Origin of the sequence: Sphingobacterium paramultivorum, assembly GCF_014109745.1 — a bacterium.
Classification (GTDB): Bacteria; Bacteroidota; Bacteroidia; order Sphingobacteriales; family Sphingobacteriaceae; genus Sphingobacterium; species Sphingobacterium paramultivorum.
The window spans coordinates 2,257,731-2,284,157 of record NZ_CP058555.1; the positions used below are offsets into that span (position 1 = coordinate 2,257,731).

At 36.1% G+C, this 26,427-nt stretch carries 23 protein-coding genes; 7 read left to right on the plus strand and 16 right to left on the minus strand.

All coding sequences use genetic code 11. The features are described from left to right. Positions 1-10 precede the first annotated feature (10 nt). Complete coding sequence (locus HS960_RS09820; RefSeq protein WP_182332423.1) at positions 11-640, plus strand: hypothetical protein; 630 nt, start codon at positions 11-13, stop codon at positions 638-640. Positions 641-1,091: 451 nt separating this feature from the next. Here HS960_RS09820 and HS960_RS09825 read toward each other — a convergent pair whose 3' ends face one another. From HS960_RS09825 to HS960_RS09845, 5 genes are all read right to left on the minus strand, one after another. Continuing rightward, on the minus strand, positions 1,092-2,090 hold the full coding sequence (locus HS960_RS09825) for a lipase family protein (RefSeq protein WP_182332425.1): 999 nt from the start codon (positions 2,088-2,090) through the stop codon (positions 1,092-1,094). A 47-nt stretch (positions 2,091-2,137) separates the two neighbouring features. Then, entirely contained in the window at positions 2,138-2,959 is an 822-nt protein-coding gene (locus HS960_RS09830; RefSeq protein WP_182332427.1) for a hypothetical protein, read from the minus strand. A 522-nt stretch (positions 2,960-3,481) separates the two neighbouring features. Beyond that, positions 3,482-4,492 (minus strand): hypothetical protein, encoded by a 1,011-nt coding sequence (locus tag HS960_RS09835; RefSeq protein ID WP_182332429.1) that lies wholly within the window; start codon positions 4,490-4,492, stop codon positions 3,482-3,484. Then, positions 4,492-4,761, minus strand: a complete 270-nt coding sequence (locus tag HS960_RS09840; protein ID WP_182332431.1) for a hypothetical protein — start codon at positions 4,759-4,761, stop codon at positions 4,492-4,494. Before HS960_RS09840 ends, HS960_RS09835 begins: the two co-directional genes overlap by 1 nt. A gap of 197 nt (positions 4,762-4,958) precedes the next feature. Further along, the gene (locus tag HS960_RS09845; RefSeq protein WP_182332432.1) at positions 4,959-6,896 is read right to left on the minus strand and encodes a right-handed parallel beta-helix repeat-containing protein; all 1,938 of its coding nucleotides are present in this window, start codon (positions 6,894-6,896) and stop codon (positions 4,959-4,961) included. A 388-nt stretch (positions 6,897-7,284) separates the two neighbouring features. Here HS960_RS09845 and HS960_RS09850 point away from each other — a divergent pair, with 388 nt between their 5' ends. Together HS960_RS09850 and HS960_RS09855 are read left to right on the plus strand one after the other, a co-directional pair. Then, complete coding sequence (locus tag HS960_RS09850) at positions 7,285-7,722, plus strand: RidA family protein (RefSeq protein ID WP_075992284.1); 438 nt, start codon at positions 7,285-7,287, stop codon at positions 7,720-7,722. A gap of 160 nt (positions 7,723-7,882) precedes the next feature. Beyond that, positions 7,883-8,812 (plus strand): hypothetical protein, encoded by a 930-nt coding sequence (locus tag HS960_RS09855; protein WP_182332434.1) that lies wholly within the window; start codon positions 7,883-7,885, stop codon positions 8,810-8,812. 706 nt (positions 8,813-9,518) lie between these two features. On the opposite strand, the gene catB is transcribed toward HS960_RS09855, so the two are convergent. Together catB and HS960_RS09865 are read right to left on the minus strand one after the other, a co-directional pair. Continuing rightward, positions 9,519-10,148 (minus strand): type B chloramphenicol O-acetyltransferase, encoded by a 630-nt coding sequence (gene catB / locus HS960_RS09860; protein WP_182332436.1) that lies wholly within the window; start codon positions 10,146-10,148, stop codon positions 9,519-9,521. Positions 10,149-10,318: 170 nt separating this feature from the next. Beyond that, positions 10,319-10,477, minus strand: coding sequence for a hypothetical protein (locus HS960_RS09865; RefSeq protein ID WP_182332438.1), 159 nt, complete (start codon positions 10,475-10,477; stop codon positions 10,319-10,321). A gap of 118 nt (positions 10,478-10,595) precedes the next feature. On the opposite strand from HS960_RS09865, the gene HS960_RS09870 reads away from it, so the two are divergent. Continuing rightward, the gene (locus tag HS960_RS09870) at positions 10,596-11,090 is read left to right on the plus strand and encodes a GNAT family N-acetyltransferase (RefSeq protein ID WP_182332440.1); all 495 of its coding nucleotides are present in this window, start codon (positions 10,596-10,598) and stop codon (positions 11,088-11,090) included. 27 nt (positions 11,091-11,117) lie between these two features. Here HS960_RS09870 and HS960_RS09875 read toward each other — a convergent pair whose 3' ends face one another. The 5 genes from HS960_RS09875 to HS960_RS09895 all read right to left on the minus strand — a co-directional run bounded on the left by HS960_RS09875 (position 11,118) and on the right by HS960_RS09895 (position 17,068). Further along, on the minus strand, positions 11,118-11,369 hold the full coding sequence (locus tag HS960_RS09875) for a hypothetical protein (protein WP_182332442.1): 252 nt from the start codon (positions 11,367-11,369) through the stop codon (positions 11,118-11,120). A gap of 11 nt (positions 11,370-11,380) precedes the next feature. Next, positions 11,381-12,082 (minus strand): SOS response-associated peptidase family protein, encoded by a 702-nt coding sequence (locus HS960_RS09880; protein ID WP_182332444.1) that lies wholly within the window; start codon positions 12,080-12,082, stop codon positions 11,381-11,383. Positions 12,083-12,212: 130 nt separating this feature from the next. Next, the gene (locus tag HS960_RS09885; protein WP_182332446.1) at positions 12,213-13,526 is read right to left on the minus strand and encodes a TolC family protein; all 1,314 of its coding nucleotides are present in this window, start codon (positions 13,524-13,526) and stop codon (positions 12,213-12,215) included. Then, positions 13,523-14,845 (minus strand): HlyD family efflux transporter periplasmic adaptor subunit, encoded by a 1,323-nt coding sequence (locus HS960_RS09890; RefSeq protein WP_182332448.1) that lies wholly within the window; start codon positions 14,843-14,845, stop codon positions 13,523-13,525. Before HS960_RS09890 ends, HS960_RS09885 begins: the two co-directional genes overlap by 4 nt. A 6-nt stretch (positions 14,846-14,851) precedes the next feature. Next, complete coding sequence (locus HS960_RS09895) at positions 14,852-17,068, minus strand: peptidase domain-containing ABC transporter (protein ID WP_182332450.1); 2,217 nt, start codon at positions 17,066-17,068, stop codon at positions 14,852-14,854. Positions 17,069-17,216: 148 nt separating this feature from the next. On the opposite strand from HS960_RS09895, the gene HS960_RS09900 reads away from it, so the two are divergent. From HS960_RS09900 to HS960_RS09910, 3 genes are read left to right on the plus strand one after another with little or no spacing between them, the layout of a single operon-like run. Continuing rightward, positions 17,217-18,110, plus strand: a complete 894-nt coding sequence (locus tag HS960_RS09900) for a hypothetical protein (RefSeq protein ID WP_182332452.1) — start codon at positions 17,217-17,219, stop codon at positions 18,108-18,110. A 54-nt stretch (positions 18,111-18,164) separates the two neighbouring features. Continuing rightward, positions 18,165-19,121 carry a hypothetical protein gene (locus HS960_RS09905; RefSeq protein ID WP_182332454.1) on the plus strand — a complete coding sequence of 319 codons (957 nt, stop codon included), beginning with the start codon at positions 18,165-18,167 and terminating at the stop codon, positions 19,119-19,121. A 3-nt stretch (positions 19,122-19,124) separates the two neighbouring features. Further along, positions 19,125-21,407 carry a hypothetical protein gene (locus HS960_RS09910; protein WP_182332456.1) on the plus strand — a complete coding sequence of 761 codons (2,283 nt, stop codon included), beginning with the start codon at positions 19,125-19,127 and terminating at the stop codon, positions 21,405-21,407. A gap of 11 nt (positions 21,408-21,418) precedes the next feature. Here HS960_RS09910 and HS960_RS09915 read toward each other — a convergent pair whose 3' ends face one another. The 4 genes from HS960_RS09915 to HS960_RS09930 all read right to left on the minus strand — a co-directional run bounded on the left by HS960_RS09915 (position 21,419) and on the right by HS960_RS09930 (position 26,395). Then, positions 21,419-22,321 carry a glycosyltransferase family 2 protein gene (locus tag HS960_RS09915; protein WP_182332458.1) on the minus strand — a complete coding sequence of 301 codons (903 nt, stop codon included), beginning with the start codon at positions 22,319-22,321 and terminating at the stop codon, positions 21,419-21,421. 132 nt (positions 22,322-22,453) lie between these two features. Next, entirely contained in the window at positions 22,454-22,774 is a 321-nt protein-coding gene (locus HS960_RS09920) for a transposase (RefSeq protein ID WP_182332459.1), read from the minus strand. Positions 22,775-22,857: 83 nt separating this feature from the next. After that, positions 22,858-24,858: a hypothetical protein gene (locus HS960_RS09925; protein WP_182332461.1), complete on the minus strand. Its 2,001-nt coding sequence runs from the start codon at positions 24,856-24,858 to the stop codon at positions 22,858-22,860. 205 nt (positions 24,859-25,063) lie between these two features. Beyond that, the gene (locus tag HS960_RS09930) at positions 25,064-26,395 is read right to left on the minus strand and encodes a C1 family peptidase (RefSeq protein ID WP_182332463.1); all 1,332 of its coding nucleotides are present in this window, start codon (positions 26,393-26,395) and stop codon (positions 25,064-25,066) included. Positions 26,396-26,427 lie beyond the last annotated feature (32 nt).

The window sequence follows — 26,427 nt, forward strand, 5'->3', positions numbered from 1 at the left end:
CTTGACTGTTATGATTATTTCGCACCTTATTCTTGTAGAGATTGATACTGATAGCTCGACTATAGCTTTAAAAATCAAAGATCTTAAAAGTGTAAAGTTTGATTATTATTCTAACGCAAAGTATAATAAAAGTTTTGCTGTCTGCACAAACAGCAAACATTTAGCGTTAAGCATAAAATCTGGCATTGAGGCCTTGATTTTAGATGATATAATTGAGAATTTCAATGGCGCAAAATATAGTATATCTGCTTTAGACAAAGTAATTAGAGGATGTAATTTTTATAAGTCAGAAATTCCAAGTATCGAAATTGTAAGAAATATAAAGGTGTTAGAAAATGTTGAGATACCTCAAATTGATACATACAATGGTGCCCTAGACTTCTATAAAAATTGTGACTTGATAATGAAACAAATAGATGAATTGTTATATAATGGTGCCAAATTTTCTAAAAATAACCGAAAAAACGGCAAATCCATCATCCATAACCGAAATTTACCAATCTTGGATCAGCTGAATCTAGAATGGGTATATAATAAGGATAACGATATAGTCTTTGATAACATTGGTCTAGCAAAATGGAAACGTGAGGGCCAATTCAAGCATTATCGACGAGTTATAGAGATGAAATATTTTAGATAGAATTAATAACATTATGCCTCATCCTCTGGTTCGATAATTCCATTTGTCGGAATTCATATGTATGAAGCCAGGTAATTAAAATGAATAGACAGCTTCAAGGGATCAAATGCACTATTCATTTATTGCAGGTCCATTGTGCTTATAATACCAAACTGAGGTATTCAGCAGGGATAACTCGCATGCTCTGCCTAGGGAAATTGATAATCAGAATTGAGTCCCGTAACTTTTTCTTCTTCCAGCCGCCGAAGCTTATGCAGCTCCGATACGCCCAGGCGGCCACCTCACATTGCGTCAAGTATTGATTCCTATATGATGTAAAAGCCGCGGCAAGACGCACAGCTTTTACATCATATAGCCAGATTGCTCCACATCATGCACTGACGGTTCGCGTATTTCGCAGCCATCTCAGATCTTCGCCATTCATTTCCTACTATGCAATTGTATTTTTATTTTAATTTTCAATTTTGCAAGGGTCTTTTTCTATTATTTCATCACCCATGCATGAAAAGTCGGAGGAACGAGATTTGATTTCCTGGAGCTTATTGTCATCGCGTCTTATAGCTGCTAAATGGTTCGTCAGTTTATGGTATTTAAGGGCCTTTGTATATTCGGCAATTGAAAATTTCACATAGGCTTCTTTTTCAAAATGAATTTCTCCGTCGTCGCATATTCTGAGGAATTGCCCAAAGTGTGCGACTCCGTTACGTCCCGCACGAGGTACATAATCTTTATAGTTTACGATATCATAAACAATAGAGCCAAAGTTAAACTTCATCTGCTCCCGTAGGGAACAGGAAACAGCAAGTGGTGGGGCAAAGTGATAGGCTCCTTTGAAATTGTATCCCTCAAATCTCAAACACTCCATAAAGAGCTGAGACAGGGCTGCTCCAAGTGAGTGACCAGTAGTATAAATAGGGAATTGCGATCGTTTAAGTTCTGGATGCATCTTCTGGCTTAATAAATCTATTTCACTAAATAAATCCTCTTCCTGAATCAAATTTATTAATGACCTTCTAAACCCACCATGTCCCGCTGGCATTCCAGAGAGCGCATTATCCAACGAGGGATTATTTTCATAATTCCAAAATGAAGCATCTGTAATCCAATCAGCCACTATGTTTGGCTCTGTCCCTCGAAAGGCGATAATCATAAAATTCTTAGTGCAAAACAACAACGCTTGGGCATCCGATTTTTTGTTATTCAAAAATTTATAGGATATTTCCCAGTCGGGATATCGTTTTCGTAGGATCTGCATATAATTATCGATCAACAAGGAATCTTCATAGACCAAATCAGAAAGCTGACCCATAAATAGCGCTGTGTTCGGGTCATAGACCCGAAAATTAATGTTTAATCTATTTGGGTCAAGCTCACTGTCCATATATTTATTTTGGCTAAAAGATTTGAAGTGGACAATGCATAAAAACAGAATTACAAGTGTTCTTTTCATGGCAAAAAAAATGATTACATAGTCATTATTGATTTTATATTTGCTTATTAATTATCACCCTGTCCAGCCTCTTCCTGTTTATCCTTTTGGAACAATGCAAAACCTATACCTACTGCCAACCAGGGTTTGCTTTGATAAAGCCATTTCTTACTTAATGCCCCACCAGTAAAATCCATTCCGGTATAGATTCCAACCTGCATTCTTTCATATCCATAAACCACACCTAAGGAGGGGGTAAATGCAGCAGCAGTTATTGATTCCCTTTGTTTACCTTCAGTAGAAGCGCTATCTACTTGTACGGACGATATACCGACACCAAACAATAAATTAAGGTTTTGAGATTTCCTGCCTTTAAACGCCCATTGTATCCCTGCATTGGTACCTATATTGAAATTGCTGGAGAATTGAAATTCTCTGCCGCCACTATTTCCAAACCTCAATTTTACTGGTAATGTAGTAATGCCCCATACGAAACTTGTTGACTTACCATTATAGCTTTCTGCCTTTCCGTTAAGTACATCTGTTTTTACTACAAAATGCTTATCGTTTGCTGATTTGTCAATATAGAGTAATTGAGATCCTTTTTTTGCAAAATCCTTTTCAGGTTGAGATTGCGCATTGGTGTCATTAAAATGCCAAAATTTTATAATAATTTCAGAATTTTTTATTCCAATAATTGTAAATTTTGCACCGGCCTTAGCGATGTACCGATAGGGTAATGTATCTTCTTTAATATAATCAAATTGTTGGACGACCATATCTACTTTGGTCCGATAAAAATTCCCGATTAAGATTCCAGAAGAGTTTTGTTCTTGTGCTGATGCTATTAAAGCATAGCAGAGAAGTAGCACTGTGATTGCGTATTTCATATGACTTATAATTAGGTTTCTAAACTTGAAATACTAATAACACATACACTTTTACAAGTTATTAAGGGTAAGTTTTACCTCCGGCTTATAAAATCAATACACACTTATCAGGTTAATTAGCTGATATAAAAATAGAATAAAATTTATAAATTCAAATTATTTATAAATTTTATTCTATTGAGAAAATATTCTAAATTTAAAATGATACTTATTCAAAAAAAATAGCCCACCTCTTTTTAAGAAAGGTAGGCCCTTTTGTGGCATTCGCACCAAATGACTGTGATGAAAAATTTGAGAGAATAAGACCAAGAGAATTTTTGGATTTGGTTTCATCCCTGTTTTCGAACAAGTCAGGATGTGGCGGACTTAAATGATCTTTACAGGTTATGGATGACTCATGGTTATTATGAAATTTAATCCTTCAACTTTTCTTGGAAAAACTCTACCCGATTTAAAAAGGGAAAGATTTTTTTGTTAAAAAAGTAAACGCCTAGATTTTTGGTCTAGGCGTCTATTATTTAATTAATCGTTAGGATTTACACCAAAATAAAACGTATAATCCTGTTCTATAATATCACAGCCACTTACAGCTTTACATCTTAAAACAACAAAACCTACATTCCCTTTAGAGTGCACCTCAACAGATCTGCCATTCGAACTCCACCCAAAAGTATAATGTGTTGCTGTCTTCGACACTAAAGACCAGCTATAGGTCGTAGGAACACTCGTAGTTATATTTGTAACTTTTAGTACGCCTGTATACTTCATATTAGCATTTCCAGGCAGTACCTGAAATTGGAATCCATTACCAACTTGCTGTAATGAACTCATTTCGTCGATTACAATATTTGCACCACCACCAACTGTAATCTCTTTTTCAAATGTTTTGCCTGATGTCGTAGACTTTAATTTAACAGTTCCAGTTTGATAGCCAATCCTTGTTACCTTATATTGATTATTTCCTAAACTTGTCAGCGTTGCAATATTAGTTGCGTTTTCAAGTGAAACAGGCTCAGGACCTCCAAAGGTATATATTCCTTCAGTGCAAATTTGTGAAGGGCCACTTATAATTTTGGTTATTAAGGGTGCGTTTGCAGACTTAACTTCATTAATTGAAGTACCATTTCGAGTATAAAACTCTCCTACTATTTGGCCATCAGTTTGAATTGTTGGAGGTATTTCAATTAAAAATTCTTTATATGGACTTTGATTTAAACCATCGGGAACAAAGTAGAGTATTAGTTCATCCGCAATTACATAAGTGTTTCCATTGGTGACATATTTTAGTCTTAACCATGTTAATTCACCATATTGATCGCTTTTGCCTTTATCATTTCTTGAAATTCTGGCTAAAATTTTGAATTTATAATTATTATCCGTTGAAGAATTATAGAAAAGCTGAACACCGTTACTAGTAGTTACATTAGGTTCAGCAATAAAGTCAACATTTACACCATATTTATCAAAATTTCCCTGTGCAAAGGTTTTCAAAAATAGAATTTGTGAAAAAAGAATATAAATTAGATATCTCATTATTTTTTAAGTATGATATAATCAGAGGGTTCAACAAATAGTTTGTAATCAGCAATGTAGAATTGCTCTTTTTCTTGGTTGAAAATGAATCTTTCTTTTGTAAAGCCACTGTATTTTTCAAAAACACTCATGATGGAATCTTTTGGATAAACGTGCCCAGCAATTTTAATTGTTTCAACATTTTGATGTTCAGGCTCGACAACCCGATCTTTTTTACACGCACCAAAGCCTAGCCCCAGTAGCGCAATAAATACTAAATATCTTTTCATTCGTTAATATAATTATCTTGGAAGATAGGTAAAACACCCATGAAGAAACCTCCTTATTTTCAATTCTACACAAAAGTGTGTCAATAAAGATGTCAGCCTCCATACATCTTGTCATCTAGAAGATGGTGAGTTGCTTAAATCCTGTATATAGGAATGCGAAACGTTCCCTCTAACTAAGAGGGGAAACGTTTAGAAAATTAAACCGCCAAAACGCCGGCAGTTCTTAATTTTGTTTTAAGATCACGAAGCTCGCTCAAGATCGCGAGTATTTCTGATTGTGTGTAAACGGTACCTGGATCGGTTGCAGAGTTTACAGCTGCTGCCGCCTGTCGCATGGGAACCAAAGACACCCATCCAAGATTCCCAGAGCCACTGTCTTTCACAAAAATACTATCTAACGAAGACGCTCCTGCACTGTTAATGTATATACTCCCAACTCTTGCAGAAACAATTCCCTCTGGAGAGCCATTTCCCCCCATAATTTCACTGCCATTATTGGAGCCTAATACCAAAGGCCCCCGAAAATAGGACTTGCGCTGACTTTCAGAATATATATTCCAGTTTCCGACCGGAACTGTCCCACTCTGTGTATCAATCATTATATTGGCGTTGGCAGCGCTACCGATATTTGACTCAACAATGTAGTTTGCCGCAAATTTCTGAACAGTTGCAGAATTACCTTTAACCGCAACCCCTGTATAATTTGAGACCAATAGTGGATATGACTCGTTGTTATCCGAAACTATTGATTGCACAAAATGGTTAACATTCCGAGTAGAATCAGCTTTAGAAAAGGAAGCGATATTTTCTACGGAGGTTTTTATAGACTCAGGCAAGAAGCCTACAATTGATACTAATTTTCCAGCCTGTACAGTATTTCCATTGAACGCGAACTGTCCGTCTCTACACACGAGTGCGCTTTTTAAATCTCTGACCAGCACGCCTGTATTAATGCGTTTTGTCTGCCACAAATCTTCAGTACTTAGATTTGATAAATCCACCATACCCCCATTAAGAGAAATATTTACGGCGTATCCTGTGTTTCCTCCTATCGCTCTTGCATATCCTGCTATATTGACATTGTGCGATTGATGGATTGTTATACCATGAATTTCACCGTTAATCTCAGAGAAAAGGCTTGTTACATTTAATGTAATTCCCTGGCCTTTGGACAAAAAGATATTTCCAGATTTGTTCTCTTCACAACCACAAGAAAAAAGCGAGTGCCCCAATCCTTCTTGAATATAATAGCCATAACCAGTATTCGAATCTGATGCACAACCAACGAGCGAAATGTAGGCTCCGTTGATTATCCTCACTCCATCACCTCCATTTGAACTTGTGTAGCAGTTGTATAATGTTAACGATGTACTACTCGAAGATTTATTACCTATTGTCATTGGGATATAGATACCATGTCTCACGCATTTGGATATAAAAACGTTCTTCATTGATGAACCTACAAGCGCTACGGCAGTAATACCGTCATATGTTCCCTCAATGTAAATATTTTCAACCATTAACTTCATGCTGTAAACAGTAGTGGAACCGAAATCAAGCATAATAGCTGCGCCATTCGTAGCGGGGACAGACGTATCCTGCCATATCGATAAATCACTTATTTTGATTTCATCTTGTATATATCTACCCTCATCACTGTATTTTATTACTGAACCAGGTAAAAAAGACAGAAGTTGAGTAGATTCAAGAGATGCTCCTTTGATATTCAGTCCCCGTTTCAAAATAATGGTATCTGTTATCTTATAACGTCCTCTTGGTATCTGAATACTAAAACCGTTTGCGAAGCCTTTAGGACTTAATGCAACTGTATCTTCACTGTTTATGGGTGCGTAATCGATGGTCTTTTGTAGGGCAGATGTATCATCATGCAGTCCATCGCCTTTGGCTCCAAAATATCTGACATTAAGCTCTCCAATAAATTGATGTTCTAATTTAATATCTCCTGTTTGGATAATACTGCCACCATCATCATCTAGAAGCGTAGTACTCAAAAAATAGATAATTGGAGCAGGTGTATCCCCTTTCTCATAATAGCCTAACAACTCCACCCCTGCATAACAGCCGCTCTGTAATAGCGTAATTTCACAAGTAGATAGACTTCGCATATCTGCCATTGTGTTTTTAATTAAAAATTGATTTGTCATTTTCTTTTGTTTTTATGTGTATGACAAAAGTATGGTTGCTACGACGGCGATCTGAGGAAAACAAGGTGTATGTAAGCGGTACGCGGTAGATACCGAAAAGTCTGCTATAGGCTGATTTTTTCTTTAGCTGAGATGAGGCAACCGGTAAAAGACATTTTAGTTGGTAGCAGGACTCTTTCCTACCTGTAACGCATAAAAATCTAACATGATAACGGAGGAGCCGTTATTCTCTATTTTGAAATAAAGATAGAAGTTTCTGAAAAGGTGTAACCAATTCCTAAATTCCTTAATTTAGGAAAATAACTAAACAATGAAGATCTCCATTTAAATAAAGACCAATAAATAAAGACCAAAAGCTATGAAATACCTTATTTTACTTCCATTTCTATTAATTTTTAGCAATACTTTTTCACAGGAAAAGAACATCAAAAAAGAAAAATGGCATTGGAACAACAACAAAATGAAACAGGATACAACAGCGGGATATTGTCAGGTTTTAAAAGTTGATAACGTTCTTTATATATCGGGCGCCGTAACGACGGATCTTTCCCCTAAAGGAATTCAAGCAGTTTACAATGATTTAAAAGCATCTTTGGCTAGTTTTGGCGCAACATTTCAACATGTGGTAAAAGAGAATTTGTACACGACAGACATCGAAGCAATGAAGAAATATAATGATGTGAGGAAAAAGTTTTACAATAATGACTTTCCTGCCGCTACTTGGATACAAGTACAAAGATTGTACATGTCAGATGCTAAATTAGAAGTTGAGTTGATTGCACACTTACCTAAATGAATGTAACTCCCTTTCTGATCGTTTTGGACTTTTAATAGTAAATAATCTCGATACGGTCGAATCAAGTGTTAATTCCACTCATAGAGATGGCAAAGCAGGTACTAAATGCAACTAATTTTTAATTGAAAGAAGCTAATTAACAAACAAAATGAACATTGCTATGCTTAAAACTAAGTGCCTTATAATTTGGTTGGTCCTTATCTCCCTATTGTCCTTCAATAAAGGATTTAGTCACACCAAATATTTCCTTTTTGAAGAAGATAGCAAAGAGTTTACAGCCTCATCCTTTAGGTTAAACACCTATCCGCTATATAAGATTAAGCGTGAAGTGCATCTTTTTAATGTAATGAGTAAGGTACAAACGTTTATCGGTAATAAGGGTATATATAATGGACAACATGATTATAATATCACGCTATTTTCCATTCTACCTGATTTAGATGGTTCAGAAGATTGGTATGAAATCAACCCCGATACAGTACGTTCTTCAATGATTAACTTTAAAGATCTGGAAGAGCTTCATAAAAAAAATACGTTATCGTACTTCAACACTACTGTGAAGCAAACAACAAAGTATTTTAATGCGTATAAGCTAATTATAAAAAAAGGAGATACTTATTATGCACCAAAATATTGTTTGTTACAGTTTTATGCAGTCCGCAATCGTCCGCAAGCTTTTACGAATGTCTATGGGACTATCAATACCCAAGATTCGGCCTATAGTGTACTTCAATTCGAAAAAATATTTAAAGGCGCTTATCCTAGTTTACAATTCCCTTTATATCGGATAGGTGAAGACCCGCTTTCCTTTTTAGATTGGTCCCGGGACAGAAGAGAATATCTATCCAAAAAAATCACCTTAGCACAGCATGCAACGGGATATCAGTTTTGGACCTATGTAGATTGGACACAACATGAGTATAATTATGATTTTGAGCGAGGAATTGATCGATTTGTATATGCTCCGGATAAGGGAATCATCGGGGGCTCATTTGACTTCTATTTTTATTACCACAGAAAAAAGCTACCCATAAAATACACGGATTTTCTAAATAATATCAAGGAGGAAAAGGTGATGATCGCTGAATAATCTTAGGCCTGAAATAGACAGCTTAAACAAAAAGGCCTCCCTTACAACGTTAAGTGAGGCTTTTTGCCTAAACGTTCGCTTGAGCCAAATGTTAGCCGGCTTTGGGCCTCGATCTAAATCAAAGTCCGCAAGATTAGTTGAACTACATTTCTTTAAAAATTTTGTTCAAAAGTTGACGGCTATTTATAATTTTCTTTCCGGAACAGCATTTGTGGCATTCGCACCAAATGACTGTCATGAAAAATTTAAATGAAAAGTTCGCACACTTCAGGTATAAGGAACATTCTGGAGATTTATTCCGCGGTATCAGTTATGAGAGAAAGATAATTGATATCATAGCCTACTGAAATATATGTAATGTCTGAAACCCATAATTCATTACTACGCGTAGGTGCTAACTCTTTAATTAGGTTAGGATATTTCAGATAGTAATGATTTGAATTCATGGTTCCTGGTGCACGCTTCTTTTTCCTGTCTATCAATAATCTCTGTTTTTTAAGTACCCTGTATAACTTGTCTCTAATCGTACAATTCCTGGAAATTATTTTGGAATCCCTTTGATGGTGCTGTTTATCTCACTAACATTAGTCATTCAATGCGTCCTTTATTTTTTTCTTGACAAGAGATTTATACCGCAAAAAAGGCTGGAATAATCCAGCCCTGCTATATATATCTACCTAAAGAAAAGATGGTATATTTTAGTCGGTTAGTAATAGTTTTGATAAAATTCATATAGCAACTCTATATTTTCAGAACAAAGTATAGGAATAGCATCCGATAATTTTTTTTCATCCCAATCCCACCATTTGATTTCTAAAAGCATTTTGATATGTTCTTCACTGAATCGTGTTCTAATTACCCGCGCAGGATTTCCCCCGACAATAGTATAAGGGGCAACATCTTTGGTGATTAGTGCCCGACTACCAATTACAGCCCCATCGCCGATTTTCACTCCGGGCATAATCATAGCCTCGCTTCCTATCCAAACATCATTACCAACAAGTGTATCTCCAGCATTTTCAAATCCATCAATTGAACCACCAAAGCTTTCAACTTCTGGCATATAAAAGAAAGGAAAACTAGATATCCAATTATGTCGGTGCCCCTGATTGCCCGCCATAATGAAACTAACACCGCTTCCAATAGAACAGAAAGAGCCTATAATTAACTTATCAACGTCATTTCGATTTGACATCAAATAACGAGCGCAGTCTTCAAAAGAGTGTTCATGATAGTAGCCTGAATAATAGGAATATTTTCCAGCAATAATATTGGGGTTGGTATTATGGTCTTGAATTATTTTGCCTTTAAAAGGACTTTCAAAGAAATTAATCATTTTAGCATATTTTTGAAATTTAACATATAAAATCTCAAGGCATTCATTGATTGCCTCGAAAAAAACATTATTTGTTATATGCTAATCAGATTTCTTCATTCCGCTAATATAGTGAATAGTATCTTAATACAAGATATTTTAGTTTTCATAATTAGTTTGACTTAATTGGGCTATATTGTTGCGACATTAGCATGTGAATTGGCCGAACTTTGCACAGTAGGTTGCTGTACTTTAAGACGGTAAACCCGGTTACCAGCTGGAAAAGTATTATTATCGGAACCGAAAAATTCTTGTTGTAATTCATCATTCAGTCTTCTTTTGAAGCTCACACAGGATAAGTTAATAATATTTTTCTAAATCATTAACTTTGAACCGATATGCTGCAAGTAACTATTGATCTGTCAATGATCAGCAGTTATTGATGAATAAACATAAAATTTATAATTTATGGAGGTCATGAAATCGGCCGGAGACTGTATAAAGATCATATTGAGAGAAATGTCTGTAAAAGATTCTGAGTCATTTTACCGATTGTACTTTGAAGATGAATCAGCCATTCAGGACCAGACAACTAATGAGGAGGATATGAATCCGGTACAGTTTACAGAACATATTTTATCTCTTTGTGAGGAACTCTACAGTATACGGACTGTGGAAAATGAGCAGATAATTATTGGTGACTGCGCCTTACACCACTGGAATCAGGAAGAAAAGAAAATTGAGATTGGTGGTTTTCTGCTGCCCAAATATTGGGGAAAAGGAATAATGTCTGCAGCTTTTGAGTTGTTGATAGCATTGGCAAAAGAAAAATACCAGGTAAATGTTTTGGTAGCAAAGACTGAAATAACGAATCTTAAAGCACTGAAATTTGCTGAAAAATTGGGTTTTCAGAAGATGAGTAATGATGGAGATATCATTATTCTTGAAAAACGGGTTTTATAGTGTTTCTGTACATAGCAATAATAGCGGCTATCTGCGTACATCCCATGCATCAAATGGTTCAAGATTCTCTTTGACAAACGCTGCAGGATTTAAAAACGGTATATTCTCCTTTTTATGCCATTCAGGTTCGCTCGGAGTAGGAACGCTATTGTATAACCATATATCTCCAACTATTCTTTCCTCATTCAATAGGTATACGTAACAAACCTTATCGTCATCTTCGAGAAATACAGCGAACTCGGGGCGATCATTTGATACATATTTCGTTAAACTTCCCATTGGACACTGATTTAAAACAACGAAGTCTGCGCCGTATCACTTCCTAATGGTGGCAATCCTTCCCAGTCAAATTGCTCGTAACGATGCTTTCCATCCGGGCGGTTTGGATATCCTCTCAACGTATACACCGGATAGTGCTTCAGCTTATCATTGGGCATTTCAAACAGAAAAATTGGTGGCATATCGTCCTCCTGAATATCCTCGATCCATTGACGCTCGAGATCTTCCGGCAAGAATAAGGGCATCCGATGTTTATTAGGCCCATCATTATAGATATTGGCCATAACTTCATTGGCTGCTCTTGTAAGCATACCAAAGGAACCTACGCGTTCAACTACGCCATCCTCAACCACCGTCTCATGCCACTGGTACAAGCCGGGTAAATAGAATAGCTCTCTCCCCGCTTCACCGATAAAATAAGGCACTTTATTTTTCCAGCCTTTCACTACAAGGTGCTCAAAGGTTCCACTCACTGGGATAAAGCAACGCTGCTTGCGCAAGCGATACGAGTAGGATTTTTTACCCTCCAGGATACGCTCGCTACGTACATTGATCATATTGCGCAGGCGATCGGCCTGCACCTTCGGATCGTCAATATAGGTAGGCAATCCCCCCACTCCATTTCGGTCAGTGCCAACTGGCTTAAGTCTTGTCCTTATACAGGATCGGATATTTGGCAAAGGTAATGGCCTGGACGTTTTCCAGATAATCATTATTGTAATCCAATTGACGATGCTCATCCCGCAACTGCGGAAAAGGCTTTGAACGAAAAAATAATCGGCAAAGCGAAAAGGATTCACTTACTTGTAGAGGAAAATTTTACACACATGAATTAGAAAAAAATTAATTTTCCATATTGCGAATAATTCGCAGATTAATTTTTTGAAAAAACACTCTATAGCGACTACTAATCAGTTTGTATTCCGAAATATTATATTCTGTTAAAGCTTTATAAAGATCAATTGACGAGTTTTTACCTATTTTGTAGCGCTCATTTATTGCTTCGTAGTTAGTTTTATTCACTTCGTACGCTAATTGAAGAGCCTTTAACTCTTCTTCAGAATAACGATATTCTAATTCTGCCTGTGCATATTTTTGTTTTCGGTCAACAAATTGTTTTTCTTTTTCATAAAGCAGATTACGTTTGGTCAGTTTGGCAGAATTTAAGTTGTTCTTGGTTCGATTACCGTCGAATAGTGGAAGTGTAAGAGCAAGATTTCCATATAGCGTCCTATTTTGGTTAATCTGTCTCCAAAAGGCCATCGTTTCACCTGATAAACCATCCATACGTTGCGATGAATAATTAGTACCATAACTACTATTAAAGACCAAAGTTGGAAAGTAGGTAGATCGAGCCAACTTAATACTGATTTCCTGAAGGGCAAGTTGTTTATCGATCTTCTTAATATATACATCATTATGAATATTATATTCCCCCGTTACTAACAAAGTATCTTGGCTTATTGATTGCAGTTGAATCTCCTCAGAATCATTCAGATCTAGAATTTGCCGTAATTTTAAAATACTAATCTCATAAGCATTTTTTGCATTTACCGTATTTAAATTATCAGTTGCATGCTTAGCTTTGGCCTGTCCAACATCGATCAGTGTGCGTTTTCCACTTTTCATAAGCTCTTCTTCTTGTCTCAATTGTTCCTTGGACAATTCTTGTTGACTGCCCGCTGCTTGCCATAAATCTCTGTTAATAAGCGATTGCGTAAATAATTGAAGCAACTGCAATTCCAATTCCTGAAGCAACATTTCCGTATCAAGCTGCGCCAATTCAAGATTAATTTTTTCCGACTCTAGTACATTCTGTTTTTGTCCACCTTGAAAAATGACTAAACTACTACCCAAGCTCCCTGTGGCATAGTTAGACCATTGATTTCCAGTGATCAATCTACCTGACACAGGGTCAAATACTAATCCCATGGTGTGCTGATTATTAGCTGAAAAGCTAAGGCTTGGGTAGAGATTTCCGCGAGCTATATTTATATTGTTTTTTACAATTTTTTCCTTTAAAAAGCTCTGTTTCAAATTGATGTTATTGGTATATAGGATAGACTTCGCGATTTCCCAATTGATTTTCTTTTGCCCGATAACTACCTCTGGTAACAATAAATACAGTAAAAGAAAAACTCCTATTATTCTTTTCATTTAGTATACCCTATATATTTGAGGTTATCAAAAAAGCGTTCAATCAATCTTCGCTCTTTGGTGACGATTTCCACTAAGCCCTTTGCTTCAAATCTAAAAGCTAATGATGTACCATAGTTAGTTTTCAAACCATTAGGAAATATTAATGTCACCAAATAAGATTCAACTGAGGTACCATTTCCCGCTTTAACAATACTTGAAACTAACGCGATGTTTTGAACCTCGGCTTCGATATATCCGTACTCCATATAGGGGTAGTCAGCTAGTTTGATAATTGCTCTTTGACCAACTTTTACTTTACCAGCACCTTGAATCGGAAGCATTACCTTACCTATAGTCTTACCCTCCTTTGGGATAATGGAAAAGATTGGCTCTCCCTCTTGTATAAACTGGTTATCTGTCCAAAATTTTAAAAACTGTGCATGACCATAAATAGGTGATACGATAAGATACTTCTTTTCCCAAATATTGATTTTATCAATAAGATTATTGTAAGATGTCAATAAGTCAAGATCGAGCTGCAGTTCTTTTTCGGTCTTTGTGATTCGATTTTGCTGCATGGTATTTTCGGTATTACTTATTGCTTCCCGTACAGACCCTGAATTGCGTAAAGAACTTTTTACCTGATCTTCGGCAGTTAGATGCCCTGCCAGAGATTCTTCATACTCTGCTTCGCTGATTAACCTTTTGCTGAACAAAATGGAATCACGTTTTAAAAATTTATCCGAAAGTTTAAGGTTTTCTTTACTTAAGCGCTCTTTCTCTTGAAGCGTGTTAAGAGCTATATTCTGTTCATTAAGCACCTTCGATAACGAGAGATCTTGCTTGTCGTACAATTTGTGTTCTTGATAATCGGCCAATTGACGTAGACTCGATAAGAATGTAGAATAGGGAACTGTAAGATCACCCAATTTCAAATTTTTTGGGAGTAGATTGTAAATCTCACGAGCGTTAGTAAGCGGTAACTTTAAGGAATCTACATATCCCCTAATGTAAATAACCTGCTCTGGATCTACCGTATTTTCTACCCAAGCTAGAATATCTTTTGAATTAACCCTATCCTGCGATTTGAACGCGCGAAGACGCAGCCTTCCGCTTTGGGGAGAAACAATTTGTACGGGTGCGTTCTGAGCCGATACAGTCACCTCGCCGCTCACAATATCGGGATATTTAACAATATAACCGAAAATCAGAAGGAGCCCAACCATAAACAGTACCAGGTAGACTATTGTACGAGCGAATGCGGTAGGCATATGCGATATAATGTCGCGAACTTCTTCTGTCCGCTGATATTTGATTTCTTTTTCCTGTACATCCATTTTTAATTAGCTTACTAAAGTCCTCATTTCAGTTTGACTATTTACGAGTTGACTATATCGACCATTACGCTGTACTAACGAATCATGATTGCCTACTTCGACAACTTCTCCATCTTTCATGACAATAATCTGATCTGCTTTTCGGATAGTGCTCAGACGATGTGCAACGACAATAACTGTTTTTCCGTTGAAAATCTCATCTAAAGCTTGTGTAATTTTTTGTTCATTAATTGTGTCTAATGCATTGGTCGCTTCATCAAAAAATAAGATATCGGGATTTTTATATAATGCACGTGCAATCAATACACGTTGTTTCTGCCCGCCGCTGAGGCCCCGGCCATCTTCTCCCATTTTAGTCTGGTAACCCAGTGGTAGTTGTTCAATCTCATACCCGATATTGGCAGCTGTCACCGCTTTACGAAGAAGCTCATTGTCAATCTTTTCACTATCAAGTACAATATTATTTAAAATGGTATCATTAAAGATTTTTCCATCCTGCATAACGGCACCGCAACGATCCCTCCATTGACGCAAACCGATATTATTGATATTCATTCCTCCAACCAAAATTTCACCATAACTTGGCTTATAAAGACGCAGAAGCAGCTTTAGAAGTGTGGATTTACCCGAACCACTGTCACCGACAATTGCCGTCACTTTTCCAGCAGGAATCACGAGATATATCTTTTTAAGGATTATGGGCGAAACATTGGTATACTGGAAAGACACATTGTCAACGACAATATCTCTACCTGCTGTTAATGCTAGGTCATTGGTTCCTGTACCCTCATCTTCTTCTTTTAATACCTGAATCTCATTCAAGCGTAGAAAACTGATCTGTGCGAATTGAAAACTCACCATAAACATGATGAATTGTTGAACAGGCCCGTTCAGCATGCCAATAATAAATTGAGTGGAAATCATAACTCCGAAAGTAATATCACCAGCAATGACAGCTTTAGCACAAAAAAAAGTAATCAATAAATTCTTAACACTATCAATAAAACTTGCACCAAGATTCTGAATATTATTGATACTCAGCATTCTTAAATTGACTTTAAAGAGTCGGGCCTGGATTCCTTCCCATTTCCATCGCTTAGCCTGTTCGTAGTTATTTATTTTTATATCTTGAATGCCGCCAATTGTTTCTACCCAATAACTTTGATTTTTTGCAGTCAACTCAAAATAATCCCAGTCTAATTTTTTCCTCAGCCTCAAAAAAGCCATTATCCATAAAATATAAAGCAAACTCCCAATAATAAAAATATAGAATATTGTTGTATTATAAATCAGGAGAACAATACTAAAAATCAAAAATGTTAGAGTTGAAAAAATTAAATTTAACGAATTATTCATAATAAAACTTCGGATCCGCTCATGGTCATTGGCACGTTGAAGGATATCGCCAAGCATTTTATTCTCAAAAAAAGACACAGGTAATTTCATGAGCTTAATGAGATAATCCGAAATCAAAGCTATATTGATGCGTGAAGACATATGCTGCAGAATCCAGTCACGCGCTGCTGAACTTAAAGTTATACTGACAATAAGGGCCAAATTTGCTATCAGCACAATATTTATAAAGCTTACATCCTGAGTCTGTATACCGACGTCTATAACAGCTTTGGAAATAAAAGGAAGAATCGCCTGCATGCCCGTGATAAGTAACATGACCATAGCCAAATACAAAAAGCTTTTTTTATATGGTAAAAAATAGCCCGTAATATTTTCCAGATAACGGCCTCGTTCTGCTTTCTCTCCTGCCTGCCGCTGCTTGAAATCAGCCTGTGGCTCCAAGATTAACACGATTCCTGAATTTTTATTTTCATTCTGCTTAATCCACTTTTTCTCAAATTCACCTCTAGTATAGCATAGTTTTCCTTTTGCCGGATCCGCAATAAAAAAAAATGCATTTCTTTTATTTTCTTTAATAGCATAAAGTACAACAAAATGACTATTGTCCCAATGGATGATCACAGGCAATGGGATTTTTTGCACTAGCTCATCAACAGTACAGTTCGCCGCCAAGGTTCGTAGTCCAATGGCTTCTGCACCATAAGAAATTCCTGCGAGCGAAACCCCTTCTCTCGTATTTCCACAAAGATCTCTTAGATATTGTAATGAATAATACTTGCCATAATACTTGGCGATCATCTTTAACGAAGCCGGTCCACAATCCATTACGTCAAGTTGACGATCTATTGGAAATGATTTTAGGTTCATAATTAAGTCTATATATTATTACTAAAATATATTATACAAGTATTAAACACAACATTTAAATTAAAACAATCGATTGCGTAAAAAAAGTATTTTTTTAAACGCACATTCTAAATTATATTAGATAACAAATTATAAATCTTTTAACATTATGAAAACAAAAATTAAACTGGATTTCAAATCCTTAGAGAAAGAGCTCGACATTTTAACAAATCAAAAGTTAACCACCATATTAGGTGGAGTGATGAGTGCAGCGGAAAAAGTGTCATATGTTGGATTTTACGAAAGCATGCGTGACACGCAGGAATGGAGCATGCTTATGGAGTTTGATCTTAAATATCCAGGAAATATTAATGAAACGAAGGAAGAAAAGCTGGCCTATTTAAAGAAATACGAAGATCCTAATAGTAGTCTAGGTAGAACTTACAAAAGTTATGCTGTGTCTGTGGATCTTGTCTCAAGAGCAAAAAAATTTGTTGCACCGCAGCCAATGTCTAATTTAGAGCAAGATCAGGAGCAAAAGAAAATGCAAGAAGACGCTGGGAGCATGTTTAACGAAGTAAATATTGGAACCAATGGATCAACAGCTTTAGGCACAAAATACTTGATTGTTAAATCGGCAGAAGAGCTAAGAAACTATTTTCGCGCCAAAGGTATGCAAATTGATGTGCAGACTAATATGGTTGGGGCGCAGGAGGTTATTACTAACCTAATTCTTCCGACAAAAAAGCAGGGCAATCATGATCCAAATACGACTGATGGATTGCTTACTTCATTTTACAACGGATATGGTGTACAGGATGTGACAACTGATATTAGCGTGGATAAAGGAAGATATACAAATCAAAACGCTTCGGTAAAATTATACCAAGTCGATATCGTAGGCCTTTCTAATTTTCTAAATGCAAACGATTTTGATTCATTGTATAACGAACTTTATATGATCCCTGGATCAACAACTGATGGGACAACATCGGATGACATGTCTTCGGTTTCGGTACCCGTTACCAATCCTGGAACTACGTATTTTGGAAATCCGCACTAGCCGAATAATAAGTTAACAGTTATCTTTTCTTATCTAAAAAATATAACCTTAATAATGCTCGCTAATTATCTTAATAATTTCAAGTATATCCAAACAAAGCCGGAAAAAATCGAATTCGGCTTTGTTTTGCATAAATTCTATAATTGCAAATTAGGTGATTCAACGGTCGAAAAAATTGCATTTGAAACTTTTAAAATCATTAAAAATTCTAAATGCAATTTTGATGAATACAGCTTTACTCAAAATCGTGCCGACTTAATTCTTGCCTTAGAAATACTGGAAAAAAATGATTTTTTTGATGCTGATTTAGGGGAAGTTTTAACCGATTATGATAAAAAACTAATAGACTATCTCAGCAAAAGCAGATGGCATGAAATACAGGATTTACCTTTTTACCTGCAGTTGCTTATAAACCGTCAACGTCGCAGCGGCACCCCAGCTGATCCTACATTCAGTATCGCAATGTGCCAAACTGCCGAAAAGATAATCGCTTATTTAGCTCAAGACACTACGCGCCAACTAAATATTGCCAATCATCTTTATGCCTTAATACAATTGTACAATTTAGAGATTTATACTTTTCCCATTGAAATGACACTTTATAGAATTTTATCGGAAATGGAACTAATGATCAAACAACACCGCAATTTGTCTTCCGAGATAGCATTGGCGAATCTTTTGGCTTATCCCATTCTCTGTAAAGCGTTGTCAAAAAAAACAAAATTCAATATAACACCGCTTATCGTGGAGCATCTTTTAGGTTGGAAACGTACAATTAAGGATATAAATAGAGATTATTTTTATCTCATTAATACACTACTACACTGGAGCAGATTTACATCAGATCTAAAAATGAAGTGCCTTATCGAACAAGAATTAATTAATTCTACCAAAATACTTACACATAAGAATTACACATCCAATCATTTCCTACTTTCTTTGACAATAAATTCATTTTTAAATCAGGAATACAGTTCTTGGGATGAGATTCTCCTAACTCCTCGTTATTAATTTATGTTTTATATTTCCGCACAACCGGCTGAACAATATTTTTTGTGGCAGTTAGAGATACAATTGCAAAACTTTGAAGATATGGGTATCTTAGCTGAAAATATTCACGTCTTACTGGCGTACAATCCAAAAATTGGCATTCCCGATAACTTTAGAAATTTCGCCACAATAAATCATCAAGGTCAATTCTTCTTTTATCCGGACCATAGAAAGAAAAGAAATTATCTTTCTTCCATTCGGCCACATATATTAGTTCAACATTTTAGGGAACACCCAATTTTAACACAACAAGTCATCTGTTATCATGATAGTGATATTCTCTTTAGGGAGCGACTAAATGAATCGCTCCTGTCGAGTACGCCTTTTTGGTATTTCGGGGACACTAGAAATTATATTTCTTACGACTATCTAGCTCGCTATGGTAAGGAATTTTTACTTAATTTATGTGCAGCTGTGGATATAGATCCAGCGATAGTCGAGAAAAATAAAGATCATTCTGGTGGAGCACAGCACATTATGAAAGGTGTAGATGAAATATTCTGGTCAGAGGTAGAATACTATTCGGAAGTAATATTTGATTATATGGAAAATTTCAATAAATCTATCCGAAATAACACGAATAAAGTCCAAGCTTGGTGTGCTGATATGTGGGCAGTACTTTGGACAGCATGGAAGCATAATCGAGAAGTTAGATTACATAATGAGTTAAATTTCTCATGGCCAAAAGAGCATATTTCACAATACTATAAGAGTAAGATATTACACAATTCAGGTGTTTTTGACAGTGACAAAACCAACTACTTTTGCAAGTTATTGTTTAAAGTAACAGACCCCTACCACCTTGACTTTTCAAAGCTTAAAAAAGACAGGTGCTCAATGGTGTATGTTGAACAAATTAACCGCATTTCAACAAAAAAGCAAAAACCAGCCATTAATGATTGTGCTATTATTCTTCTTTTAAGATCTGCGGTAACTTCCCAGCAGCAGGATAAAATTGAAAACTATATAAATTATTTACATAAGCATCTGAACGTTGAGATTCATATAGTCGAGCGAGGTGACTGGCCCGTATTTAATCAAAATTTAGCGAATGGAAAGGCAAAGTATGCATTTATTAATAACGAAAAAATCGATCAATTTATTCTAAAAAGGATAAGAAAAGAGTTTTTTATATATGTCGATGTAAACATATTACTACCTATTGAAAATATATTATCAAGCTTCGAGATGCTCAAAAAAAATAGTAATAGAATAGTACTGCCTATGGATCAAGTAATCGAACTTTCAAACACACAATACGATCTTTTTAGAGATACACTAGCGAGGGGGCTGGATAGAAGAGACGATTCTCAAGAAAAAAAACGAATTGACTATATTGAAAGTTTCGCTATGAGTAAACAATCATTTTTTAAATGTGGCGGCAATAACATTCAATGGCATTTCTATCAGGAAGACGGATTCAATCTTGAAAGGCAGACCCGATGCCGACTTATGGGGATGTCAATAATCACGATACGAAAGCCAGCATTTAAACTGTTTTTTTGGGATTTCAATATTGAAATATATCGAAAAAACTCTTTGAACAGATATTTAAGAGCAACTAAAGCTACCATTGATGATGTAAAACGAAGTATAGCTCACGGAAGCAATAGTGTAACGCGTGGGTACGGCAGGAAATCCACGATAAAAAATTTATCTTTTGGAATATGCTCACTCAAGGAAAATGTTGACATCCTACATTCACTGGAGGAATTGTCAAGATCGGAACCCGTTTCAATAACACCTATAGAGGTAGATCATAGTAATGCATTTCATCTTGTTTTTAATCAAATTATAACGAAGAGTAAACGTTCTAAATTTGATTTTGTAATTCTAATAAATGAAAATTTAGATTTTAAAAAGTATAATATAGATATATTTTGGCGCACCGTAGAAGAAATGAGCCGTTATGGTCTGCAGATGCTATCGGCGATTAGTGATAGAAATTACGGAAAAGAAACAATTATCAATGCTAGGTTATTTCATGTTGAATATCTTCCGAATAGTCCATTTTTTTTGATACACAAATCGTTGTTCAGCAAAATACTATCCAAGAGCTTCAATAAAGACATGCGTTTGGAACAGTACTTAAATTCACTTTCAGAACACGTTGGCATGATGGTCCCATTTTTAGGCAAACTTAAAATGTTAAATTCAGAAAGCAGAGATTACCAAAATACAAAAGATCGAATGATCCATATGGAAAATCTTGAAGATGAATTAATGTGGAAGTTGAAAAATCAATAAAAATATAGCATTTAATTGGTCGTTAGGGATAAACTCCTATGAAGATAATCTCGCTGAGCTTTTAGAAATTCCTTTCCAAAAACTTTGTGAATATTTGGCGAATAGAGAATTTTATCTAACCAAGATAAAATTCGTTCTTTGGGAATAAGACTACTACTTGAATTAAAAAGCATAAAATGGAGCAGTAATTCGTCTTTATCAAAATCTATATTATAGTTATTTAAAATTGACGCATATAATTTCAAAACATTTGCACGTTGAATCCTCATAGACTCTGCTGTCTTACTTGAACTTTCATAAATTCTATATAGATGATGGATTGAACTCAGACATTTGATTTTATCAACTTTAGTAATCCTTGTCCAAAGTTCATAGTCTTCACAATACATAAATTCTTCGTCATAAGGATTCTCTTCGAGGACTTCTTTTCTTATAGTCATACTACCGTGGACAAACACATTACAAAATAATAACATAAAAATATTGAAACTGTCATCTTCAAATAATATCTTGTTGGAGAGGAATAATCCATTTTTGTCTATGAGCTGCATGGAGGAACATACAGCAACATAATCTGGGTTATTCTCTAAAAATAAGGTCTGTTCTGTCAGACGATTTCCAACCATAAGGTCGTCGGCATCCATTCTAGCTATATATTTTCCCCTACATTTTGAAATGCCATAATTAAGCGCATAAATAAGACCCTTTTTGCCAGGATTTCTGAAATAAAAAATATTGTCTGTAATCTTTTTTATTCCATCAATAACTTGCATAGTATTATCTGTGCTGTAATCATCAATGATTATTATCTCATATCTCTTATACTCTTGTCTTAAAATACTTCCTATACACTCCAAAAGTAGTGGTTCACAATTGTAACTGGGTATTAGAATCGAAGTCTGAATATTATTCATTAAAGTTAAGTTAAATGACATTTGTAAATATAAATAATGTATCTTATTATTTCGCGTATTGAAGTTGACCTCCTCCCCGTTGTTCAGACAGTCAAAAGTGGAGTTTCGGGCTTTGTTGACCTCTCCCCAAATTTAGGAGTATTCTAAAGTAGAAAATTCTGCTGTTTTGAAATGTTTTTTGATAAACATTTCAGGTGTCATATCCCCTAAACAGCTGTGGGGTCTGAAGGTGTTGTACTCTTCCCTCCAGATTTCAATTTTTTCCATCGCATCTTCCAGTTGCCGAAGCTTACGCAGCTCGGACACGCCCAGACCGCCATATTTCTTCTTCCAGTTGTAGAATGTAGCCTCGCTGATACCCATTTTTCTGCAGACCTCTTCCACGCGGGTACCGGTCTCGGACTGTTTGATCGCAAAGGCGATCTGCGATTCGGTAAACTTTGATTTTTTCATCGTTTTTCCTCCCTTTTAAAATTAGTAATTCATAACCGAAGTCCCTACTTTTAAATGCTCCAGTTTTTTGGGGAGAGGTCACTTTACGTTTTTAACCAAAACTGTAAAGCTATAGACGTATAAGACCTTTGGAAATCATCATAAACTCTAAGTCTCCATTTTCCATTCCTCAAATTATCAAATGCGAGTTTCTCATTACTCCCCTTTTGAAATACCAATTTTTCTACTCCTATATCTTCATAATCAGTTTCAACCCAAAGGCTATTGCCGGTAGCACCAAGTTGTTTTAATACTGGATCCGATAGAATTAAAGTTGCACCAGAATTTACCTCAATTTCAGAAAGTCCACCAATTACATAAGTACGAACAAGTGCACCATTTACAACGTTACGAACATATATGATTGAACCAATTGGCGCGTTAATATGTTTTGTTGTAAGCATGTTTTTCATACCATAATCTTCCCAATTTTTGTTATCTAAATACTTTATGGCATATTCTATGGAAGGCAAAGGGGTAAAGTTGTCTGGGTTTCCACTAAATCCACATGGTATACTTTCTGGAAGTCCCGCTAGTTTCGTTCCAGGACTAGAGAAATCAAACATCACATCCTGTATTGCACCCCGGACCGGAATGTCATTTAATTTTTCTCGAATTTCGCTAGGCAATTTATCGAAATCCACAATGTTTCCCCATTGATTATAGATAGTATTATTCCTAAAATAATAATCACCTCCCTGATTATCCGATAATTTTGTATCAGAACTTGTGAATTGATCCTTTTGATCCTTTTTTACTGCATGTTCACTCAGTTTCCTTTGATCCTGACTATTAGTCTCTGCAATTTTAGTAATTATTCCACCATCAGTTCCCAAGTAAGTAAATAGCATTGCGGGGTAAATGGTAAGTTGATTTCCAATATTATCACTTATTGCCCAACTCACAACAAACTTATCGTGAAATAGCCCCATTGCATTCATACCTGGGACTTTTGCAACAGTCCTCATTAAAGTTGACTGGTCAGATGCAGAGTACCATTTAATTCCTTTTTCCAAAATTATAGGTTTTCCATCTTTATCAAATTTTGTTCCCATTCCTACATGACTTGCATTACGGTCTAGCTTAGACGCATCAAATACCTGGTTGCCATCTGCATCCGTGTAATAAGCGTTTCTAAGTGTATTACACGTCGGGTCATTTAAAGAAATACAATAGGGATCTTTAGTAGCGGGTGAGGCATCTAAAGGATGACCCACATAATTCTGATATAAATCCTGAACTAATACCATACCTCCACCAAGAATAAAGCCTCTTTTAATATCTTCTTCCGAGCCACCACTTGCTGCAATAGCCAATCCACCGACGGTTCCAGCCAATACAGATTTCTGAACCATATCTTTTATTTCTATACCGTTCATTTCCCCGACGCCTTTAAGAGCCGAACTTGTTAATCCGGTTATAATCCCAGCTCTAAATGCCAGTTCCGCATTACCCCCAGAAACTTTGTAAGTTTGCCAAGCAGCATAGGCAGCAGCCCCCCCGGGACCTCCATAAACGCTGGCCGCGGTAGCGGCGGCTGTATTTAAATATTTACTTTGCTGTGTCGCCATAAAAGCAGCCTCTTCTTTAACCGTTAGAGGATCCAAAGCTGCATGAAATACAGCATCAAGAAACTTTCCTTCTCGGATCCTCTGTTCTGTTGATTTTGCTATTTCTAAAGTTCCATTAATATTTGTTGTCGTATATTTTTCAATCGCTTTGAATATATCTACTGTATTCGATCCAACCCGGCCTGTTTCTTCAACAATATTTTTACCTGCTCTACCTGATTCTCTCGAAGCATCCTGAAGCCCCTTTTCAATAGTTCTTCTTGCATCATCAGCGGCTTTTCCGGTTGCTTTACCTAAATCGTGGATTGCAATTCCTGATGTTTTATTAATGTCCTGAACACCTTTTTCCACACTTCTGCCAACATTTCTAACTGCTTTTTCACCCGATTTAAGTATTTTCCTTAGTGAAAATTGTGCTTGAGCAGTAATTGTTAAACATATTAGAAGTATGCATAATTGGACAATTTTTTTCATAAATATTTGTTTTTAAACGCGGCTGTCGGGTTTGCGTTCGTCGGTCTTAATTTTTTCTTTTTGAGTAGTAGTTAAAATACTCTTAAGGCATATTTCATTTCTTTTTCTTAAATACCCCTCCACCGTCATCGAATGTGTCTGCAATATGCCCCTCGATTCCCATTGAATTTAAAATTTCAGTACTGCGATATTATATGGACAGGAATTAATACCGAACTATCATATTTGTCATTGGGGAACGCGCTTTTTCAAAATTGTTGATGTATAAAGTTGCAACAGCGAATAAAGAATATGACTGAACCCCATTAGTTGGAATTAAATTTAAAGCATAATAAGGAATTACAAATGTTTTAGTTCCAGTTTGTGCAGGATCATTAAGAACCGGCAAAACAGGGCTTCCAACAGCAACGGAACCATGAATGTCACGAAACGTAGGCTCATAAATGTTTGCCTGAAGCGGTTTGCCATCTGGCATGAGGAACCTAATAACAATTTGTGCGGAGGAACCTCTGGCATTAATAATTGAGCCCGGCACTGAAATAGCCATTCCTGGATATTGAGCACCATTAATATTAACAGGGACATTGTGCGTTACATTCAATATATTTAGCGAGGCACTGATATTGGCTGAGGGAACTGGAGCTGGAATATCAATAACTGGATTGATAGAAGGATTTGGAGTAACAGGGGATACCGGATTTATTGTGGTAGGGTCATTAACTACAATGTCCTGAGCAGAATATGCTTCTCTTACCCGGTTTTTAAATGCTGTATAAGATATCCAACCAAACCCTCCATCTCCCCATTGGGTACCCCAGGAATTTATTACTTTAAATGCACCTTTATGATCATCATATCCTACCACCACCATCGCATGTCCTCCTTTTTCATTCCCAGAAGAGTAATGGTAAATATTCCCCCCTCTCAGTGCTTGAAAACCTTCATCAATCATCATTCCAATTACAACTGGAAATCCACTTGCAATATGGCTTTTTACATCTACTTGATTTTCCAAAGGGACAGTCCTCCATTCTGCAATCGCATAAGGTTTTGCATTATTTTTTTCGGAATTGGAAGGCATCCTTAAACAATTGAATTCGTCGTAGGGAAACTGATTATATGGAATAACACCTTCTTGCTTTATTAAATCAAGAGCCCGATCAATATACGAACCACTACCACAGCCACTTAACTTAATTTGATTATAAATGTAGGAAGGTGAAAATATTTGAGAATAATCTGTAGGTTTGCGCCTTTTCTCTACTGCCTCTTGATAAGATTTCAAAGCATAACAAACCGCCCAAGCAACACAAGAAGATTGTGCGCCTTGATCTCCAGGTTGCGGAAACCACTCAGATAGATCTTTACTTTCCGGGAGATTTCCCATCATGGCAGTTGAAGCCAACGGAATTTTTTTATACTCACTTTCGGACAAGAAAACTAACCCCTGCCCTACACTTTCGCCCGTATACAAAAGTAATGCAACAAAAAAGATAAATGTTATCGAGAATATTTTACTTCTTTGATTTTTTTTCATAATTAATAAAATGGTTAATGATCAATTGGGCT

Excerpts from the sequence above, each read along its gene's own strand:
- HS960_RS09920 (WP_182332459.1), bottom strand. The coding sequence starts at position 22,774 with ATGAAAAAATCAAAGTTTACCGAATCGCAGATCGCCTTTGCGATCAAA.
- HS960_RS09925 (WP_182332461.1), bottom strand. The coding sequence starts at position 24,858 with ATGAAAAAAATTGTCCAATTATGCATACTTCTAATATGTTTAACAATT.
- HS960_RS09845 (WP_182332432.1), bottom strand. The coding sequence starts at position 6,896 with ATGGCAGATATGCGAAGTCTATCTACTTGTGAAATTACGCTATTACAG.
- HS960_RS09900 (WP_182332452.1), top strand. The coding sequence starts at position 17,217 with ATGAAAACAAAAATTAAACTGGATTTCAAATCCTTAGAGAAAGAGCTC.
- HS960_RS09880 (WP_182332444.1), bottom strand. The coding sequence starts at position 12,082 with ATGATTATCTGGAAAACGTCCAGGCCATTACCTTTGCCAAATATCCGA.
- HS960_RS09835 (WP_182332429.1), bottom strand. The coding sequence starts at position 4,492 with ATGAGATATCTAATTTATATTCTTTTTTCACAAATTCTATTTTTGAAA.
- HS960_RS09930 (WP_182332463.1), bottom strand. The coding sequence starts at position 26,395 with ATGAAAAAAAATCAAAGAAGTAAAATATTCTCGATAACATTTATCTTT.
- HS960_RS09830 (WP_182332427.1), bottom strand. The coding sequence starts at position 2,959 with ATGAAATACGCAATCACAGTGCTACTTCTCTGCTATGCTTTAATAGCA.
- HS960_RS09820 (WP_182332423.1), top strand. The coding sequence starts at position 11 with ATGATTATTTCGCACCTTATTCTTGTAGAGATTGATACTGATAGCTCG.
- HS960_RS09910 (WP_182332456.1), top strand. The coding sequence starts at position 19,125 with ATGTTTTATATTTCCGCACAACCGGCTGAACAATATTTTTTGTGGCAG.
- catB (WP_182332436.1), bottom strand. The coding sequence starts at position 10,148 with ATGATTAATTTCTTTGAAAGTCCTTTTAAAGGCAAAATAATTCAAGAC.
- HS960_RS09905 (WP_182332454.1), top strand. The coding sequence starts at position 18,165 with ATGCTCGCTAATTATCTTAATAATTTCAAGTATATCCAAACAAAGCCG.
- HS960_RS09840 (WP_182332431.1), bottom strand. The coding sequence starts at position 4,761 with ATGAAAAGATATTTAGTATTTATTGCGCTACTGGGGCTAGGCTTTGGT.
- HS960_RS09915 (WP_182332458.1), bottom strand. The coding sequence starts at position 22,321 with ATGAATAATATTCAGACTTCGATTCTAATACCCAGTTACAATTGTGAA.
- HS960_RS09895 (WP_182332450.1), bottom strand. The coding sequence starts at position 17,068 with ATGAACCTAAAATCATTTCCAATAGATCGTCAACTTGACGTAATGGAT.
- HS960_RS09850 (WP_075992284.1), top strand. The coding sequence starts at position 7,285 with ATGAAATACCTTATTTTACTTCCATTTCTATTAATTTTTAGCAATACT.
- HS960_RS09875 (WP_182332442.1), bottom strand. The coding sequence starts at position 11,369 with ATGGGAAGTTTAACGAAATATGTATCAAATGATCGCCCCGAGTTCGCT.
- HS960_RS09855 (WP_182332434.1), top strand. The coding sequence starts at position 7,883 with ATGCTTAAAACTAAGTGCCTTATAATTTGGTTGGTCCTTATCTCCCTA.
- HS960_RS09885 (WP_182332446.1), bottom strand. The coding sequence starts at position 13,526 with ATGAAAAGAATAATAGGAGTTTTTCTTTTACTGTATTTATTGTTACCA.
- HS960_RS09890 (WP_182332448.1), bottom strand. The coding sequence starts at position 14,845 with ATGGATGTACAGGAAAAAGAAATCAAATATCAGCGGACAGAAGAAGTT.
- HS960_RS09870 (WP_182332440.1), top strand. The coding sequence starts at position 10,596 with ATGGAGGTCATGAAATCGGCCGGAGACTGTATAAAGATCATATTGAGA.
- HS960_RS09825 (WP_182332425.1), bottom strand. The coding sequence starts at position 2,090 with ATGAAAAGAACACTTGTAATTCTGTTTTTATGCATTGTCCACTTCAAA.